This is a genomic window from Sphingomonas kaistensis (assembly GCF_036884275.1).
Taxonomy (GTDB): Bacteria; Pseudomonadota; Alphaproteobacteria; order Sphingomonadales; family Sphingomonadaceae; genus Sphingomicrobium; species Sphingomicrobium kaistense_A.
In genome coordinates, this window is record NZ_CP145607.1 from 855,001 (window position 1) to 870,848 (window position 15,848).

The following is a 15,848-nucleotide window of genomic DNA, read 5'->3' on the forward strand; positions in this document are numbered from 1 at the left end:
GTTCCGTGCAGGAGAGCGGGTGCGGCTGCGGATCATCAACGCGTCAGCCCAGACGAACTTCAATGTGCGCATCCCCGATCTGCCGATGACCGTGGTCCAGGCGGATGGCCAGAACGTCAGGCCGGTCACCGTTGACGAATTCCAGATCGGGGTCGCCGAAACCTTCGACGTCGTCGTGACCCCGGCCGACCGTGCCTATTCCTTTGTCAGCGAAGCGATCGATCGATCGGGCCTCGGCCGCGCTACCTTGGCACCGCGCGAAGGCATGGTTGCGCCCGTGCCGCCGCTGCGCTCCCGCCCGCTCCTCACCATGAAGGACATGGGCATGGACATGAGCGGGATGTCGGGAATGGAGCACGCCGGCATGGATCATGGTGGCATGGCCGCCGACGGTCCCAACATTCCGAATGTTGCCGTGCGCCGGGGCGTGGACCCGTCGGCGGAGCAGAATGCCTCCCGCAACCTGTGGAAATTGACCGGGTGGAAGGAGCCGACCGACCACGGAACGATCAAGGCGGCCGCCGGGGCTGCCATGGCCGGCATGGATCATGCCGCCATGGGTCATTCGGCGACCGGCCCGGCTGCGGCAGGATCGATGGCGGGGATGGATCATGCCGCCATGGGACATGGTGCGCCCGCGTCCGCGCCTGGCGGTGCCGCGCACGGCATGGACCACAGCATGCGCGATTTCAGCTATGCGCCGCAGGTCGACAAGAATCCGGGTGTGCAGTCGATTTCCCCGATGCCGACGGATCGCACCGGCGAACCGCCCCAGGGCCTCGAAGGCATGGACCACCGGGTGCTGACCTATCGCGATCTGGTCGCGCTGGCGCCGAATCCGGACGTCCGCGCGCCGACGCGCAAGCTCGACATCCATCTGACCGGCAACATGGAACGCTACATGTGGTCGTTCGACGGCGTAAAGCTGAGCGAACCGGCCGAGCCCATCCCGTTCCGCCATATGGAGCGGGTGCGGGTGACGCTCATCAACGACACCATGATGCCGCACCCGATCCACCTGCACGGGCATTTCTTCGAGCTGGTGACGGGACATGGCGCGCACTCACCGCGCAAGCATACGGTGAATGTCCCGCCGGGCGGCAAGATGACCTTCGACGTCACCGCCGACGCGCTCGGCGACTGGGCGTTCCACTGCCACAATCTTTATCACATGACCGCCGGGATGATGCGCGTCGTCACCGTTCGTAAGGCGGAAGGAGCATGATGATGACGCGCTTTTCCACCCTCGCCCTGCTGGGTTCGGCAGCATCGATTGGCTTCGCTACGCCTGCAGCGGCCCAGATGGACCATAGCAGGATGCATATGCCCGGCATGACCATGCCGATGCCGGCCAAAAAGCCGACCGCGAAGAAGCCGACCGCGAAGAAGCCGATCGCGAAGAAGCCGATCGCGAAGAAGCCGGCTCCGCGGAAATCCGTGTCGGCGAAGAAGCCGGCTGCACAGCGGCCTGCGCTGCAATCCAAGGCCGCCGTGTGCCCGCCGGATCATGCTGCGATGGGCCATTGTACGCCCGCCGCTTCGCAGCCGACACCGGCGCCGCAAAAGCCGGCGGCGACTTCCTCCGCACCGGCGCAGGCCACCTGTCCGCCCGAGCATGCCGCAATGGGCCACTGCACGCTGCCGGCGGCGCCGGTTCAGCCGCAGCCGGCTCAACCCGCCTGCCCCCCGGACCATGCGGCCATGGGGCATTGCACGCCGGCTGCCTCGCAGCCCGTCGCGCAAGGCCGCGCAGGCACGGATCTGCCGGCAACGGACTCGCCCCCGCCGCCGGTCCCCACCGATCACGCGGCCGACGCCATCTACGGCGTCGAAGCGATGGCGATGGGGCGGCACCACCTCGTCGACTATCACGGCGGTCAGAAATTCTCGCAGGTGATGCTCAACATCGCCGAGGTGCAATGGCGCAAGGGGCGTCAGGCCTACGAATGGGATGGCGAGGCCTGGTACGGCGGCGACATCGGACGGTTCGTGGTGAAGAGCGAGGGCGAAGGCGAGTTCGGCGGCTCGCTCGAAAAGGTCGAGACCCAGGCGCTCTACAGCCATGCCATCGGTCCTTACTGGAACCTGCAAGGCGGCATTCGCTACGACATCCGGCCGAACCCGTCGCGGGCTTATGCGACGGTCGGCGTCGAGGGTCTCGCCCCGAGCTTTTTCGACGTCGAGGCGGCCTTGTTCTTGTCCAACAAGGGCGAGCTGCTGGCCAAGCTTGAAGGCTATTACGACCAGCGTATCACCCAGCGCCTGATCCTGCAGCCGCGGGCGGAGCTCAACTTCGCCGCGCAGGACACGCCCGAGCTTCACACCGGCGCGGGCCTGACCGATGCCGAGGTGGGGCTGCGTCTTCGCTACGACATCCGCCGCGAGCTCGCGCCCTATGTCGGCGTGCAATATCGCCGCGCCTTCGGGGACACCCGTCGTCTTCTTCGGGCCGACGGCGAGGACACCGGCAGCTGGAGCGTCCTGACGGGTATCCGGACGTGGTTCTGACCTAGACGCGCATCAGTTCTCGATCATGGGCGACAGTTGTTCGTGCCATTCGCGCTCGCCGAAGTTGCAATCGCGAAGGTCGTCGAGGTCGAGCGCCGTCAGCTTGGCCCTGGTTTTCACCACCTCCCAGCTTTGGGTCAGGGTGCGATAGGGCTTGCGCGTCGACAGATTGGGGAGGACGAACGGACAGTCCCCCAACCGTGGCAGCGCGCTGAGGAGCGCGATCGCGGCCGCGGGCAGCTTGATGTCGCGAGTGCCGGACCCGTTGGGGAGCGGTACCCGCCAGGAGGCCTCGTCCAGCGCCAGATCGTCCCACCGCATGGTCAGGATTTCGCCCGTGCGCGCACCGGTGAGCATCAACAGCGCCATGATGTACTTCAACTGCCGATTCGGGCTGGTCCGTGCCGCATTCAGCAATTCGCGGCCGTCGGCACAGCTGATCAAGGCATAACCTTGCGATCGGCGCCCAAAGATTTGTTCGCCACCGACCGGCACAGCGCCGGGATCGACCAGTTTCATATCCACGGCAAGCGACCACATGCGCGCCGTCAGTTTGCGCAACTGGCCGACGTCCTCATCGGTCAGACCAGGCGAATTGACGGGATCGAGCGCGGCGACGAAGGCGCCGACATCGTTCCAGTTCGGCCCCTCCGCCGAGCGCTGTCCGAAGCGCGGCAGAAAATGTTGGGTGAGGACGGTCTGCGCCGCTTCGCAGGCATGTTCGTCACCGGCGATGCTTTCAAGATATTTCCCCGACAGTTCGCGAAAGGTCGCAGGCAGATCCGAGAATTCCTCGGCGGTCTGCCGCGCAATGGTCAGCGCCGGGGTCAGGCCCAGGCGCCGGGCGACCTCCTTCAGCGCATCGCCCTGTTCGCCGCCGCCGATGACGCGGTCGGCCTCCCCTGGTTTGGGCAGTCCGAGCGAGGCGATCGCATAAGCGGAGATGCGCCGGCGCGTGCACAGCGTGCCGGCCCCATCGTCGACCAGCGGCGTATCGAAATGAACGCCCAACTGGTTCGATCGGGAGCGGGCCACCCTGGCGTAGGTCAATTGCCCGTCGCCGAGGTCGACGATGACAAGGGACTTTTCGGGAATGCCCCCGATCCCGTCGATCAGCGCGCCGCTTTCAGACAGATTGCGGATGATGCCCGACCGGTAGGCATTGCCGTGCAGGACGCCGGCCTTGCGATAGACCGATTGGCGCGCGCTGCGTTGCATCGAGGGGCCGCTCGGCTCGATCGCCCAGCGCCCGTCGTCGAGTCGCGCGCGCAACTCGTCACTGGTGAGCGCCTTGCTGTAGACCCAGCCCTGAACGTGACTGACGCCCAGGCGGCGAATCAGCGCGAGCTGGTCGAGATATTCGATTCCCTCGGCGGTGGTGTCCATGCCGAGCGCTTCGGCCAGCGCGACGATGGCCGCGATAATCGCGCTGTTGCGCGATCCCGGAAGCGTCGCCTCGCGCACAAAGGTTTGATCGATCTTGATCTTGTCGAACGGCGCGCTGCGCAGATAGCCGAGCGACGAATAGCCCGTTCCGAAATCGTCGAGGGCGAGCCGAACGCCGATCTTTTTCAAGGTCGCGAACATATGCTCGGACGCGGCGGTATCGCCGAGGAACACGCCTTCGGTGATCTCGAGCTCGAGACGATCGGCGGGAAGCCCGCTGGTCGCAAGCGCCGAGACGATGGTCGTGGGGAGGGTGCCGTCGCCGAATTGGGTCGGCGACACATTGACCGCCACGCGGACATGCTCCGGCCATTTGGCGGCATCTTCGCACGCCTGCCGCAAGGCCCAGTCGCCGAGCCGTCCCACCAATCCGGCTTCTTCCGCGATCGGGATGAAGACGGCCGGCGAGATCGAGCCCTTGTCGGGATGATCCCATCGCATCAGCGCTTCGACCCCGGTGATACGGCCCGAATGACATTGCACGATGGGCTGATAGACCAGCCGCATCTGGTCGCGGATCAGGGCGTCGCGAAGATCCTCTTCGAGCGCTCTTTTCTCTTCGGCCGAGGCAAGCAATTCGGTGGAAAAGAATCGGTATCGCCCACGACCGTCGGTCTTCGCTCCGTAGAGCGCCAGATCGGCATTCCGGATCAGCCCGACCCGCGAGGTGCCGTCGTCGGGCGAAGCGGCAATCCCGATCGAGGCCCCGATGATGCAGCGGCTTCCGTCGATCGAATAAGGCTGTGACAGCGCGTGGATGATGTCGGCCGCGAGGGTTTCGACCTTTTCCTTGTCGCTGCATTCGGGAAGCGCGACCTGGAACTCGTCGCCGCCCAAGCGGAAGATCCGTTCGCGGTCCCCGACGATACGCACCAGGCGATCGGCGACCTGGCGAAGCAGCGCGTCGCCGGCCGGATGCCCCAGCGTATCGTTGACCTGCTTGAAGCGATCGAGGTCGATCAGCATGATGGTGCAGGGCCGCCGATGATGCTCCACCCCGTCGAGCAGCCGGTCGAGGCAGTCTTCCATGCGGCGGCGATTGGGCAGGCCGGTCAGCGCATCATATTCCGCCATGCGCGAGGCTTGCTGCGACGAGCGGCGCTGATCGGTGATATCGATCGCGCTGCCCCGGAAACCCAGATATTCGCCCGAGCGACCGGTCACCGGAGCGCCCGACACGACCCATTGGCGATCGACGTCCTCCCTAGCGGAGCGCAGCGTCATTCCGTTGAACGGCGAGCGCTTGGTCAGCACGAACGGCAGGTTGCGGCGGCCGCTTTTGTCCTCGTCGGCGGCGACGAACAGATCGGAAAGACGCTGGCCCGCGAGATCGGCGACGGTTGAGCCAATCAAGCGCGCGACGTCTTCGCTGAGATAAACGATCCGCCCGTCGGCATCGACCGACCAGAACCAGCCCTGGCTCGACTCTTCAAAGACCCGCAACAGGTGCAGCGCCTCGGTCGTCGAATTGGTCGCTGCACGGCTTTGTCTGGCGCGGTTCCCGAACAACGGTCTAACCCATCAGCCCAATGGTGGCGATCGTCATCGTCATGTCGCGCTCCACCGGCTGCCTTTCGGCATCGGCAGTTAAACAGCAGTGGTAACCAAGCTTCGAACGACGATGCTTAATTTCGTAAAAGGGAGGCTTCCGGCGGATCGACATCCGGAAGCCTGCCGGCGAAATCAGCCGTATGCGCGCTCACCGTGATCGCTGAGGTCGAGGCCTTCACGTTCCGCGTCTTCGGGATGGCGGAGCGGGATCAGGCGTTTGACGATGGAGAACGCCAGCGCCGAGCCCGCGCCCGACCAGATCACCGCGACCAGCACCGCGGCGCCCTGCCGGCCGAGTTGCGGCCAGAAGGCCATGCCGTCGGGCCCGAATCCGCCCAGCGCCGGAAGCGCGGCAAGCGCGGTGCCGAGCGAGCCGACGATCCCGCCGAGGCCGTGGATTCCGAACACGTCGAGGCTGTCGTCCCAGCGCAGACGGTTTTTGACCCGCGCAACGAAGCCATAGCAAACCAGCGCCGACGCGCCGCCAAGCAGAATCGCGCCGAGTGGGCCCGACACCCCCGCAGCCGGGGTGACGGCGACCAGCCCCGCGACCGCACCCGACGCGCCGCCGAGCATCGACGGCTTGCCCGACCGCCAGCGCTCCGCCCCCATCCAGGCCAGCACGCCGGCGGCCGGAGCGACCAGGGTATTAAACAGGGCCAGCGCGGCGACCCCGTTCGCTTCGAGCGCCGACCCCGCGTTGAAGCCGATCCAGCCGACCCACAGCAGGCCCGCGCCAATCATCACCAGCGCGAGGCTGTGCGGCGGCATGGCTTCCTTGAGGTGGCCGATCCGCGGGCCGGCCATGGCCATGCCGACCAGCCCGGCGATGCCTGCATTGATATGCACCACCGTCCCACCGGCGAAATCGATCGCGCCGAGCGCGAACAGCACGCCGTCCGGCGACCACACCATATGCGCCAAGGGCGCATAGTCGAAGGTCAGGAACAGCACCGAAAAGGCGAGAATGGCGCTGAACCGCACCCGCTCGACCAGCGCGCCGATGACAAGGGCGGTGGCGACCGCGGCGAAGGTCATCTGGAAGCAGGCGAACAGCAGTTCGGGAAGCGCCTTGCCTTCCATCGCCAGCGGCCAGGTCGTCGCCGGACCGATCCCCGCCATGCCGACCTTGCCCAAGCCCCCGATCACCGCCGATCCCTCGGCAAAGGCGAGGCTATAGCCCCAGCCCACCCACACCAGCACCGTCACCGCGGCGATGCCCAGCACCTGCGCAAGGACGCTGAGCAAATTCTTGGCGCGCACTAGCCCGCCATAGAAGAGCGCGAGGCCGGGCATCAGCATCATCCAGACCAGCGCCGTGGCGATCAGGACCCACGCCACGTCCCCGCTATCGACCCGCATCCGCCCCGGCTCCCGAAGTTTAAGCGGCGAGGCTAGGGCGGCACGGGAGCTTCGCGCCATGCGAGATGTTCACACGCCTGTGCGCATCGCGTCCTACAATGTGAATGGCGTCAACGGCCGGCTGCCGGTGCTGCTGGAATGGCTCGCGGGGACGAGCCCCGACGTGGTGTGCCTGCAGGAGCTGAAGGCCCCGAACGAGAAGTTTCCTCGCGAGGCAATCGAGGGGGCAGGCTACGGCGCGATCTGGCACGGCCAAAAGAGCTGGAACGGCGTCGCGATCCTCGCGCGCGGCTGCGCCCCGGTCGAAACCCGCCGCGGCCTGCCGGACGATCCCGACCCTACGCAAAGTCGCTACATCGAAGCGGCGGTGAACGGGGTGCTGGTCGGCTGCCTCTACCTCCCGAACGGCAACCCCCGACCCGGACCGAAATTCGATTACAAGCTAAAGTGGATCGCGGCATTCGAGGCGCTCGCGGCGGAGCTGTTGGCGCTCGATCAGCCGGTAGTGCTGGCCGGGGACTACAACATCATCCCAACCGAACGAGACGTCTACAAGCCCGAGCGCTGGACCGAGGACGCGTTGTTCGTCACTGACGTGCGCGAGGCTTTCGCCCGACTGACCGACGCGGGCTGGACCGATGCGCTGCGCGCGTTGCACCCTGACGAGACGATCTACACCTTTTGGGATTATTTCCGCCACGCCTTCGCCCGCGATGCGGGCCTGCGGATCGATCATCACCTGCTCAACGCCGCCGCGGCCAAGCGCCTCAAGGCGGCAGGCGTCGATCGCTCGGCCCGGGCGCTGCCCAAGACGTCCGATCATGCGCCGGTCTGGATCGAGCTCCAATGACCGCGCCGACGACCATGGAAGCGCTGCTGGTCGAGGAACTGCCGGTCGGCGAGGATTGGCGGTTCGAACCCAAATGGGACGGCTTTCGCTGTCTTGCAGTCCGGTCGGGCGGCGCGGTCGCCTTGTGGTCGCGGTCGGGCAAGCCGCTCGGGCGCTATTTCCCGGAGATCGAGGCGCTGATCGCCGGCCTGCCGGGCGGCGACCTGGCGCTGGACGGCGAACTGGTCATCGAAACGCCCGCCGGGCTCAGCTTCGATGCGCTGTCGCAGCGGCTTCACCCGGCGGAAAGCCGGATCCGCAAGCTGGCAGCCGAGACGCCCGCGATGTTCATGGCGTTCGACCTGCTGCGCGAGGGCAAGGACGATCTGTCCGTCCTGCCGCTGGCGAAGCGGCGCGCCCGGCTGGAAAAGCTCGTCGGCAAGGCCAAGACCGACGCGCTGCTTCTATCGCCGCAGACCGCCGACATGGCCAAGGCGCGCGATTGGCTCGAACGCAGCGGCGGCGCGCTCGACGGCGTGATCGCCAAGCGCGCGGACGAGCCCTATCGCGCTGGCGAGCGGGCGATGCTCAAGATCAAGCGCCACCGCAGCGCCGATTGCGTGGTCGGGGGCTATCGCACCGAAAAGGGGGGCGCGGGCGTCGCCTCGCTCCTGCTTGGCCTCTACGACAAGGACGGGCTGCTCCACCATGTCGGCTTTTGCTCCAGCTTCAAGGCCGCCGAACGCCGGAGCTGGGCCGAGGAACTGGAGCCGCTGACCGGCGGCGAAGGCTTCACCGGCAACCGACCCGACAAGGCCAGCCGCTGGTCGAGCGAGCGAACGGTGCAATGGGTGCCGCTTAAACCGAAGCTTGTCGTGGAGGTACTCTACGATCAGGTCACGTCGGGCCGCTTTCGGCACGGCACCAGGCTGCTTCGAAGGCGTCCCGACAAGCATCCCGACCAATGCCGCTGCGAACAGCTTCGTCACCCCTTGACCCCGGTCGAACTCGCCGAGCTGCTGGGCGGCTAGGGCCGCGTCTCGAAACCGGCCAGCACTTCGGCCAGCCAGCGACCGGCGACCAGCGCGCTAAGGTCGGTCGGGTCGAGCGGCGGGTCCCATTCGGTAAGATCGATCGCGCGCACCCTGGGCTCGGCGGCGAACCGGCGGACGAACTCGAAGAATTCGCCGTCGATCATACCGCCCGGACGCCCGCCCGGGGCGCCTGGAAACTGGCTGCGGTCGATGACGTCGATATCGCAATCGAGGAAGATCGCCTCGCATCCCGCCAGATGGGCCAGCGCGGCCGCGACCGTCTCGTCGCTGCCGTCGATCAGTGTGTCCTGCAACGTCACGATCAGATGGCCGCCATCCAGCGCGTCCTCGTGCATCGCACGCGAATTGGCGAAGGGCGCCAAACCGATCTGCACGATATTCGCGCCCGGCAGCCCGTCGCGGCGCAGCGCACGGACGGGGTTGCCGTTACTGAGCCCATCCTCGAGCCCGCGCATGTCGAAATGCGCGTCGAGGGTAATCAGGCCAACCTCGCTCAGCCCAAGTCCCAGCCCCTCGGCCATGCCGAGCACCCCCGGCCGCGTCACCGCATTGTTACCACCGATCAGCAAAGTCAGCGCATGCCGCTCGACCGACGCCCGCACTGCCTCGCGAAGGGGCCCGGTCGCGCCTTCGATGTCGAGCCCGTCCAGCGCGACGTCGCCATGATCGGCGATAGCCGACGAAAGCTCGCTCCGGCGATCGAGATCATACAACCCGATCCGCCGCAAAACCTTCCGCAGCGCTGCCGGCGCGAGATCGCAGCGGCCGGGCGTCACCGATCCCGTGCCGAGCGGCGCGCCGACCAGTCCGACCGGCGCGTCGGCCTCGGCGGGGCGAAGGAGATCGGCGAGGTTGGGCCAGGCGCTGGTCATTGCCTTGTGCTCTAGCAGCAGCCTAAGGCCTTGTCCCATGTGGGACCGCCTGCTGACCGACTGCCATGTCCTGACGATGGTCCCCGCGCCGGGCAATCCGCTCGGCCTCATCACCAATGCGGCGATCGGCCTTCACGGCGGCCGGATCGTGCGCGTCGGCCGCCGCACCGAGCTGGCCGGGACCCGCGCAGCCGAAGTGGTGCCCTTGGGCGGAGCGTTCGTCACGCCGGGGCTGGTCGACTGCCACACGCATCTGGTGTTCGGCGGCACCCGCGCGGCCGAACATGCGCAGCGCCGCGCCGGGGCCAGCTATGAAGAGATTGCGCGGGCCGGGGGCGGGATCGCTTCAACCGTCCGCGCCACCGCCGCCGCCAGCGTCACCGAACTGCTCGACCAGAGCCGTACGCGCCTGCACGCGCTGATGCGCGGCGGGGTGACCACGGTGGAGATCAAATCGGGCTACGGGCTCGACCCCGCGTCCGAACTGCGGCTGCTCAACGTCATTCGCACGCTTGGCCGCTCGGAAGCGGTGCGGATCGTCCCGACCCTGCTCGCGCTTCACGCCTTGCCGGCGGGCGCCGACCGTGAGCTTTTCGTCGAGCGGATGATCACCGAGCTGGTCCCGACCGTCGCACGGCTCGGGCTGGCGACATCGGTCGATGCGTTCTGCGAAGGCATCGCCTTCACGTCGCAAGAGACCGAGCGCCTGTTCGAAGCCGCCGCGGCCCACGGTCTTCCGGTCCGGCTTCATGCCGAGCAATTGTCCAATCAGAACGGCGCCGCGCTGGCCGCCCGCTATCATGCGCTGTCGGCCGATCATCTCGAGCATCTCGACGAAACGGGCGCGGCGGCGATGGCGGCGGCCGGGACGGTTGCGGTGCTGCTACCCGGTGCCTTCTACACGCTGCGCGAAACGGAAAAGCCGCCGATCGACCTTTTGCGCAAGCACGGGGTGGCAATGGCCGTCGCGTCCGACTGCAATCCCGGTACCTCGCCCAACCTGGTGCCGCAGCTCGCCATGAACATGGCCTGCAACCTGTTCGGCCTGACCCCGGAAGAAGCCATCGCCGGCATGACCATTCACGCCGCCCGCGCGCTGGGGCTCCAGGGAGAGATCGGCTCACTCGAACCGGGCAAGGCGGCCGACCTTGCCGTGTGGCGGATCGCCGACCCGGCCGAGCTTGGCTATTGGCTCGGCCTCATGCCGGAACGACGCATCTACAAGGGACAGGACCAGTGAATGACCGCCGCGACAATCAGCGCATCATCCGGGCCCGCCGCGGCCCCGAGCTGATCGCCAAAAGCTGGCAGACCGAAGCGGCGGTGCGCATGCTGCAGAACAATCTCGACGCCGAGGTTGCCGAGGACCCGCAGAGCCTGGTCGTCTACGGCGGGATCGGCCGCGCCGCGCGCGACTGGTCGAGTTTCGACCGCATCGTCGAGACGCTGGAAAGGCTCGAAGGCGACGAGACCCTGCTGGTCCAGTCGGGCAAGCCGGTCGGCGTCTTCCGCACCCACGCCGACGCCCCGCGCGTGCTGCTGGCGAACAGCAACCTCGTGCCCAAATGGGCGACCTGGGAGCATTTTCACAAGCTCGATCGCGCCGGCCTCATGATGTACGGCCAGATGACCGCCGGCAGCTGGATCTACATCGGCACGCAGGGCATCGTTCAGGGCACCTACGAGACCTTTGCCGAAATGGGCCGCCAGCATTTCGGCGGCGATCTCTCAGGCAAGTGGATCCTCACCGCTGGCCTCGGCGGCATGGGCGGGGCACAGCCGCTGGCGGCGGTGATGGCCGGCGCGCATTGCATCGCGATCGAATGCCAGGAAAGCCGGATCGAGAAACGCCTCGAAACTCGCTACCTCGACCGCCGCGCCGCGACCATCGACGAGGCGCTGGAGATCATCGCTAAGGCGACCGAGCCGACCAGCGTCGGCCTGCTCGGCAATGCGGCCGAGATCGTTCCCGAAATGCTCGCCCGCGGCATCCGCCCCGACGCCATCACCGACCAGACCAGCGCGCACGATCCGGTCAACGGCTACCTGCCGATGGGCTGGACCGTCGCCGAGTGGATCGAGCGCCGCGAGCGTGACCCCGAAGGCACTGCCGCCGCCGCGCGCATCTCGATGGCCCGCCACGTCGAAGCGCTGCTCAGCTTCAAGGCCGAGGGCATCCCGGTCTTCGACTATGGCAACAACATCCGCCAGGAAGCGCTCGACACCGGGGTCGAGCATGCGTTCGACTTCCCCGGCTTCGTCCCCGCCTACATCCGCCCGCTGTTCTGCCGCGGGATAGGGCCGTTCCGCTGGGTCGCGCTGAGCGGCGATCCCGAGGATATCTACAAGACCGACGCCAAGGTGAAGGAGATGATCCTCGACGATCCGCACCTCCACCGCTGGCTCGACATGGCGCGAGAGAGGATCGCCTTTCAGGGGCTGCCCGCACGCATCTGCTGGGTCGGCCTCGGCCAGCGCCACCGCCTCGGCCTGGCATTCAACGAAATGGTGCGCAGCGGCGAACTGAAAGCCCCGATCGTCATCGGCCGCGACCATCTCGACAGCGGCTCGGTCGCCAGCCCCAACCGAGAAACAGAAGTAATGAAGGACGGCTCGGACGCGGTCAGCGACTGGCCCTTGCTTAACGCCCTCCTCAACACCGCCAGCGGCGCGACCTGGGTCTCGCTGCACCACGGCGGCGGGGTCGGCATGGGCTACAGCCAGCATGCCGGCATGGTGATCGTCGCCGACGGCACCGACGAAGCCGCCCGACGGCTCGAGCGCGTGTTGTGGAACGACCCCGCCACCGGCGTCATGCGCCACGCCGACGCGGGCTATCAGGAAGCGGTCGCTTGCGCGCGCGAACAGGGGCTCGACCTGCCGAGCCTCGGCTGAGCGACCGCCGCGACGATCGTCATCACGGCTTCGGAACGAATGCCGCACCCTCTCGCTTATCCGGCGATGTTTGCGTTTCCCAATCCTCCAACCGCCGTGGGAAGCAGCAGCCTTCGGGTGCAACTCACCTACTGGTGGCGCCACCGCCGCCTGGCGCAATTGCGACAACCCATGCTGTTCACCGAATGGGTGCAGCACCGCAAGCTCCACGACCGCGATCCGCGACTGCCGCTGCTGGCTGACAAGGTGCGAGCCAAGGACTTCGTTACCGAACGGCTCGGCGAGGAGTGGGTCACCCCGACCCTGTGGAGCGGCCGCGAACTGCCGGCGGCGCCCGCCTGGCCCTTCCCGTACGTCGTGAAATCGCGCCACGGCTGCGGGCACGTCTGCATCGTTCGCTCGGCCGAGGACCATGACGAGGCGATCCGCCAGTCGCGGCAATGGATGCGGCAAAGCTATGGCGCGTGGCTCGACGAATGGCTCTACGGCCAGATCGAACGCGGGCTGCTGGTCGAGCCCTTCGTCGGCGATGGCGAGACCCTGCCGATCGATTACAAGCTGTTCGTATTCGGCGGCGAGGCACGCTTCATCCAGGTGCATCTGGGGCGGGGAGAGCAACATCGCTGGATCGTCTTCGACCGCGACTGGCGGCGCGTCTCGCCAGCGACCGACGATGCCGACCCCGAGCGGCCGGGGTCGCTGACGGAGATGCTGCGCGCGGCCGAGGCGCTGGCGGCAGGCTTTTGCTTCGTGCGCGCGGACTTCTATGAGGTAGGCGGCCGCCCCCGCTTCGGCGAACTGACTTTCTATCCGGGCAGCGGCCTCGAACGCGTCGAGCCGCCCCGCCTCGATCTGCTGATGGGATTGCTGTGGACGTCGGCGGTGCCGGGCTGGCTCAGTACCGCCGTGACGCTGGCGTGACCGGTCAGCGTCGAAAGGCGACTTTCAGGCTCCAGAGCAACAGGACCGCGCTCATCACGCTGATGAGGGCGCCCCAGAACCAGTATGGGGCGAACAGGGCCGCTTCGATCGCTCCGGTGTCCGACAGACCGCTTTCTCCCCCCACATCCGCTTGGGACGTGAAGAGATAATCGAGCTGCTGCCAAGTGCTGATGATCGCCTGCACGCCAAGAAGCTGGATGACGAAGCGCTGCAGCGGAGGCGAGCCTCGGTAGGCAATCCAGAGGATAAGCAACCCGATTGCCGGCAGGACGAGCCAGCCGACCAAGGTGCGCACCCAGATTGCGGTCGATGCCAAAAGCAGGATGCCCAGCAAGCTGAGCGCGCCCTGCGTTGCTTCACGGCTTTTCGAGCAAATGATGAGAAGAGCCCCGGCGACGGGAGGACCGAATAGCCCGCCCGCAGGAACGAACGCATCCGTCAGCCTGAAAGCGTCCGCAGACCGAGATGTGTAGGCCAGTCCCGAACCGTCAGGAAAGATGAGCAGTTTGTTGAACGAGTTGCCCGTGAGCAGCGCCGCTACGCCGTGCCCAAACTCATGGAACCAGGTGGCTAGGATCGTGAAGGGGTAGAGTAGGAAAGATCCGATCCTGGTCTGCCAGAGTAGGACTGATACGATCGCGATAAGAGCCAGCGTCGCCGCCCGCATTTTCGCATCTTTTTTGAAGTCCGTTCTGATCATCGCTCACTCAACTTGCAAAGCAGCACGCCTTTGGCGGCCCGACGACCTACGAAGCGCTACTCGATCAGCCTAAGTGCAAGGTTATCGTTGCGCGATCAATCGCACCTGTTCGACATCGCCTCTCCCGTTCGCCGTGCATCCGTTCTAAGCGCCCGTCATGCTCACGCTCGATCCCATCGCCATCGATTGTTCGACCCTCCGCACACTCTGGCGCGGGGCGCCGGCGCATCTGTCGGACGATGCCCTTGCCGCCATCGACGCCTCCGCTGCTGCCGTGGCGCGGATCGTGGCGGGGGGCGAAACCGTCTACGGCATCAATACCGGCTTCGGCCTGCTCGCGCAGGAGCGGATTCCGCAGGAGCGGCTAGCCGAGCTGCAGCGCAACCTCATTCTCTCGCATAGCTGCGGGCTAGGCGAGGCAACCCCGCGGCACGTCACGCGGCTGATGATTGTCTTGAAGCTGCTCGGCCTCGGGCGTGGGCATTCGGGAGTGCGGCGGGTGGTGGTCGAGGCGCTGCAGGCGCTGCTCGACGCCGACGCGATGCCGGTCATCCCCTCGCAAGGCAGCGTCGGCGCATCGGGCGATCTCGCTCCGCTGGCGCACATGACGGCGGCGCTGATGGGGCAGGGGTGGATCGACCTGGCCGGTGAGCGACTGCCGGCGTCCGAAGCGCTGGAGCGGATGGGGCGCGCGCCGCTGGAGCTTGGCCCCAAGGAAGGCCTCGCGCTGATCAATGGGACGCAGTTCAGCACCGCGGTGGCGCTCGATGCCCTGTTCGCGGCCGAGCGGGTATTCGGCGCTGCCCTCCACGCCGGCGCGCTGGCGGTCGATGCGCTGAAGGGTAGCGTCAAGCCGTTCGACCCGCGCATCTCGGCGATGCGCGGACAGCCGGGGCAGATCCGAGTGGCGGGCGAGCTCAGCCGCCTGCTCGACGGGTCGGCGATCGTCTCCTCGCACCATCGCTGCGGCCGGGTGCAGGACCCCTACAGCTTCCGCTGCCAACCGCAGGTGATGGGCGCCGCGCTGGACCTCCTCGAAAATGCCGCGCGGACGCTCGTCATCGAGGCCGCGGCGGTCACCGACAATCCGATCCTGTTTGCTGGAGACGAGGGCGACGAAGCCATCTCGGGCGGCAATTTCCATGCTCAGCCGGTGGCCTTCGCCGCCGACATCATCACTATGGCGCTGTGCGAGGTCGCCAGCCTGTCGGAACGCCGTATCTCGGTGCTGGTCGATCCAAAGATGAGCGGGCTGCCGGCGTTCCTGACCGACGACGGCGGGGTCAACAGCGGACTGATGATCCCGCAGGTCACTGCCGCCGCGTTGGTCGCCGAGAACCGCAGCCTCGCTTTCCCCGCCTCGGTCGATTCCATCCCGACCTCGGCCGGGCAGGAGGATCATGTCTCGATGGCCCCGATCGCCGGGCGCAAGGCCACGACAGTGGCGCGCAATGCCGCAGGGGTGATCGCGGTGGAATTGATCACCGCGAGCCAGGGCGTCGACTATCACGCCCCGCTCGCCACCTCGGCCGCGCTCGGCGATCTTCACGGCAAGGTCCGCGCGATCAGCCCGCGGCTGGAGGCCGACCGTTATTGGGCGGACGAAATGGCGGCGCTGCAGGCGGCGGTGCTGGCGGGCGAGATGAGCGGCGGCTTTCTTCTTGGCCAATGAGCCACTAAGGCCCGCG

At 67.0% G+C, this 15,848-nt stretch carries 12 protein-coding genes (1 of these 12 running past the window's edge); 8 read left to right on the top strand and 4 right to left on the bottom strand.

Annotation, left to right across the window (positions count from 1 at the left end; genetic code table 11):
* On the top strand, positions 1 to 1,225 hold the 3' portion of the coding sequence (locus V6R86_RS04090; protein WP_338502347.1) for a copper resistance system multicopper oxidase. 788 nt of this gene lie to the left of the window's left edge; only the last 1,225 of its 2,013 coding nucleotides appear in the window; its start codon lies beyond the left edge, outside the window; it ends in the stop codon at positions 1,223 to 1,225.
* 2 nt (positions 1,226 to 1,227) lie between these two features.
* Positions 1,228 to 2,508, top strand: coding sequence for a copper resistance protein B (locus V6R86_RS04095; protein WP_338502349.1), 1,281 nt, complete (start codon positions 1,228 to 1,230; stop codon positions 2,506 to 2,508).
* A 12-nt stretch (positions 2,509 to 2,520) separates the two neighbouring features.
* Here V6R86_RS04095 and V6R86_RS04100 read toward each other — a convergent pair whose 3' ends face one another.
* Both V6R86_RS04100 and V6R86_RS04105 read right to left on the bottom strand, forming a co-directional pair.
* Positions 2,521 to 5,397 (bottom strand): EAL domain-containing protein, encoded by a 2,877-nt coding sequence (locus V6R86_RS04100; RefSeq protein WP_338502351.1) that lies wholly within the window; start codon positions 5,395 to 5,397, stop codon positions 2,521 to 2,523.
* A 240-nt stretch (positions 5,398 to 5,637) separates the two neighbouring features.
* A complete protein-coding gene (locus V6R86_RS04105; RefSeq protein ID WP_338502353.1) occupies positions 5,638 to 6,867 on the bottom strand; it encodes an ammonium transporter in 1,230 nt (409 codons plus the stop codon).
* Between the two features lie 79 nt (positions 6,868 to 6,946).
* Between V6R86_RS04105 and xth the strand changes: the two genes are divergently transcribed.
* Together xth and V6R86_RS04115 are read left to right on the top strand one after the other, a co-directional pair.
* Positions 6,947 to 7,717, top strand: coding sequence for an exodeoxyribonuclease III (xth, locus tag V6R86_RS04110; RefSeq protein WP_338505399.1), 771 nt, complete (start codon positions 6,947 to 6,949; stop codon positions 7,715 to 7,717).
* Positions 7,714 to 8,727 (top strand): ATP-dependent DNA ligase, encoded by a 1,014-nt coding sequence (locus tag V6R86_RS04115; RefSeq protein ID WP_338502354.1) that lies wholly within the window; start codon positions 7,714 to 7,716, stop codon positions 8,725 to 8,727. Before xth ends, V6R86_RS04115 begins: the two co-directional genes overlap by 4 nt.
* Here the strand turns inward: V6R86_RS04115 and V6R86_RS04120 are convergent.
* Positions 8,724 to 9,623, bottom strand: coding sequence for an arginase family protein (locus tag V6R86_RS04120; protein ID WP_338502356.1), 900 nt, complete (start codon positions 9,621 to 9,623; stop codon positions 8,724 to 8,726). The genes V6R86_RS04115 and V6R86_RS04120 overlap by 4 nt on opposite strands.
* A 37-nt stretch (positions 9,624 to 9,660) precedes the next feature.
* Between V6R86_RS04120 and hutI the strand changes: the two genes are divergently transcribed.
* The 3 genes from hutI to V6R86_RS04135 all read left to right on the top strand — a co-directional run bounded on the left by hutI (position 9,661) and on the right by V6R86_RS04135 (position 13,439).
* Positions 9,661 to 10,863 carry an imidazolonepropionase gene (gene hutI / locus V6R86_RS04125; RefSeq protein WP_338502358.1) on the top strand — a complete coding sequence of 401 codons (1,203 nt, stop codon included), beginning with the start codon at positions 9,661 to 9,663 and terminating at the stop codon, positions 10,861 to 10,863.
* Positions 10,860 to 12,518 carry a urocanate hydratase gene (hutU, locus tag V6R86_RS04130; RefSeq protein WP_338502359.1) on the top strand — a complete coding sequence of 553 codons (1,659 nt, stop codon included), beginning with the start codon at positions 10,860 to 10,862 and terminating at the stop codon, positions 12,516 to 12,518. The genes hutI and hutU overlap by 4 nt, the downstream gene beginning before the upstream one ends.
* A gap of 117 nt (positions 12,519 to 12,635) precedes the next feature.
* Positions 12,636 to 13,439, top strand: a complete 804-nt coding sequence (locus V6R86_RS04135; RefSeq protein ID WP_338502360.1) for an ATP-grasp fold amidoligase family protein — start codon at positions 12,636 to 12,638, stop codon at positions 13,437 to 13,439.
* A gap of 4 nt (positions 13,440 to 13,443) precedes the next feature.
* On the opposite strand, the gene V6R86_RS04140 is transcribed toward V6R86_RS04135, so the two are convergent.
* Complete coding sequence (locus tag V6R86_RS04140) at positions 13,444 to 14,160, bottom strand: M50 family metallopeptidase (protein WP_338502362.1); 717 nt, start codon at positions 14,158 to 14,160, stop codon at positions 13,444 to 13,446.
* A gap of 157 nt (positions 14,161 to 14,317) precedes the next feature.
* Here V6R86_RS04140 and hutH point away from each other — a divergent pair, with 157 nt between their 5' ends.
* Positions 14,318 to 15,832 carry a histidine ammonia-lyase gene (gene hutH / locus V6R86_RS04145; RefSeq protein WP_338502364.1) on the top strand — a complete coding sequence of 505 codons (1,515 nt, stop codon included), beginning with the start codon at positions 14,318 to 14,320 and terminating at the stop codon, positions 15,830 to 15,832.
* Positions 15,833 to 15,848 lie beyond the last annotated feature (16 nt).

Bases quoted from the DNA above. Each gene is read 5' to 3' on its own strand.
- V6R86_RS04095 (WP_338502349.1), top strand. From the start codon at position 1,228: ATGACGCGCTTTTCCACCCTCGCCCTGCTGGGTTCGGCAGCATCGATT.
- V6R86_RS04105 (WP_338502353.1), bottom strand. From the start codon at position 6,867: ATGCGGGTCGATAGCGGGGACGTGGCGTGGGTCCTGATCGCCACGGCG.
- V6R86_RS04115 (WP_338502354.1), top strand. From the start codon at position 7,714: ATGACCGCGCCGACGACCATGGAAGCGCTGCTGGTCGAGGAACTGCCG.
- V6R86_RS04120 (WP_338502356.1), bottom strand. From the start codon at position 9,623: ATGACCAGCGCCTGGCCCAACCTCGCCGATCTCCTTCGCCCCGCCGAG.
- hutI (WP_338502358.1), top strand. From the start codon at position 9,661: ATGTGGGACCGCCTGCTGACCGACTGCCATGTCCTGACGATGGTCCCC.
- V6R86_RS04140 (WP_338502362.1), bottom strand. From the start codon at position 14,160: ATGATCAGAACGGACTTCAAAAAAGATGCGAAAATGCGGGCGGCGACG.
- hutH (WP_338502364.1), top strand. From the start codon at position 14,318: ATGCTCACGCTCGATCCCATCGCCATCGATTGTTCGACCCTCCGCACA.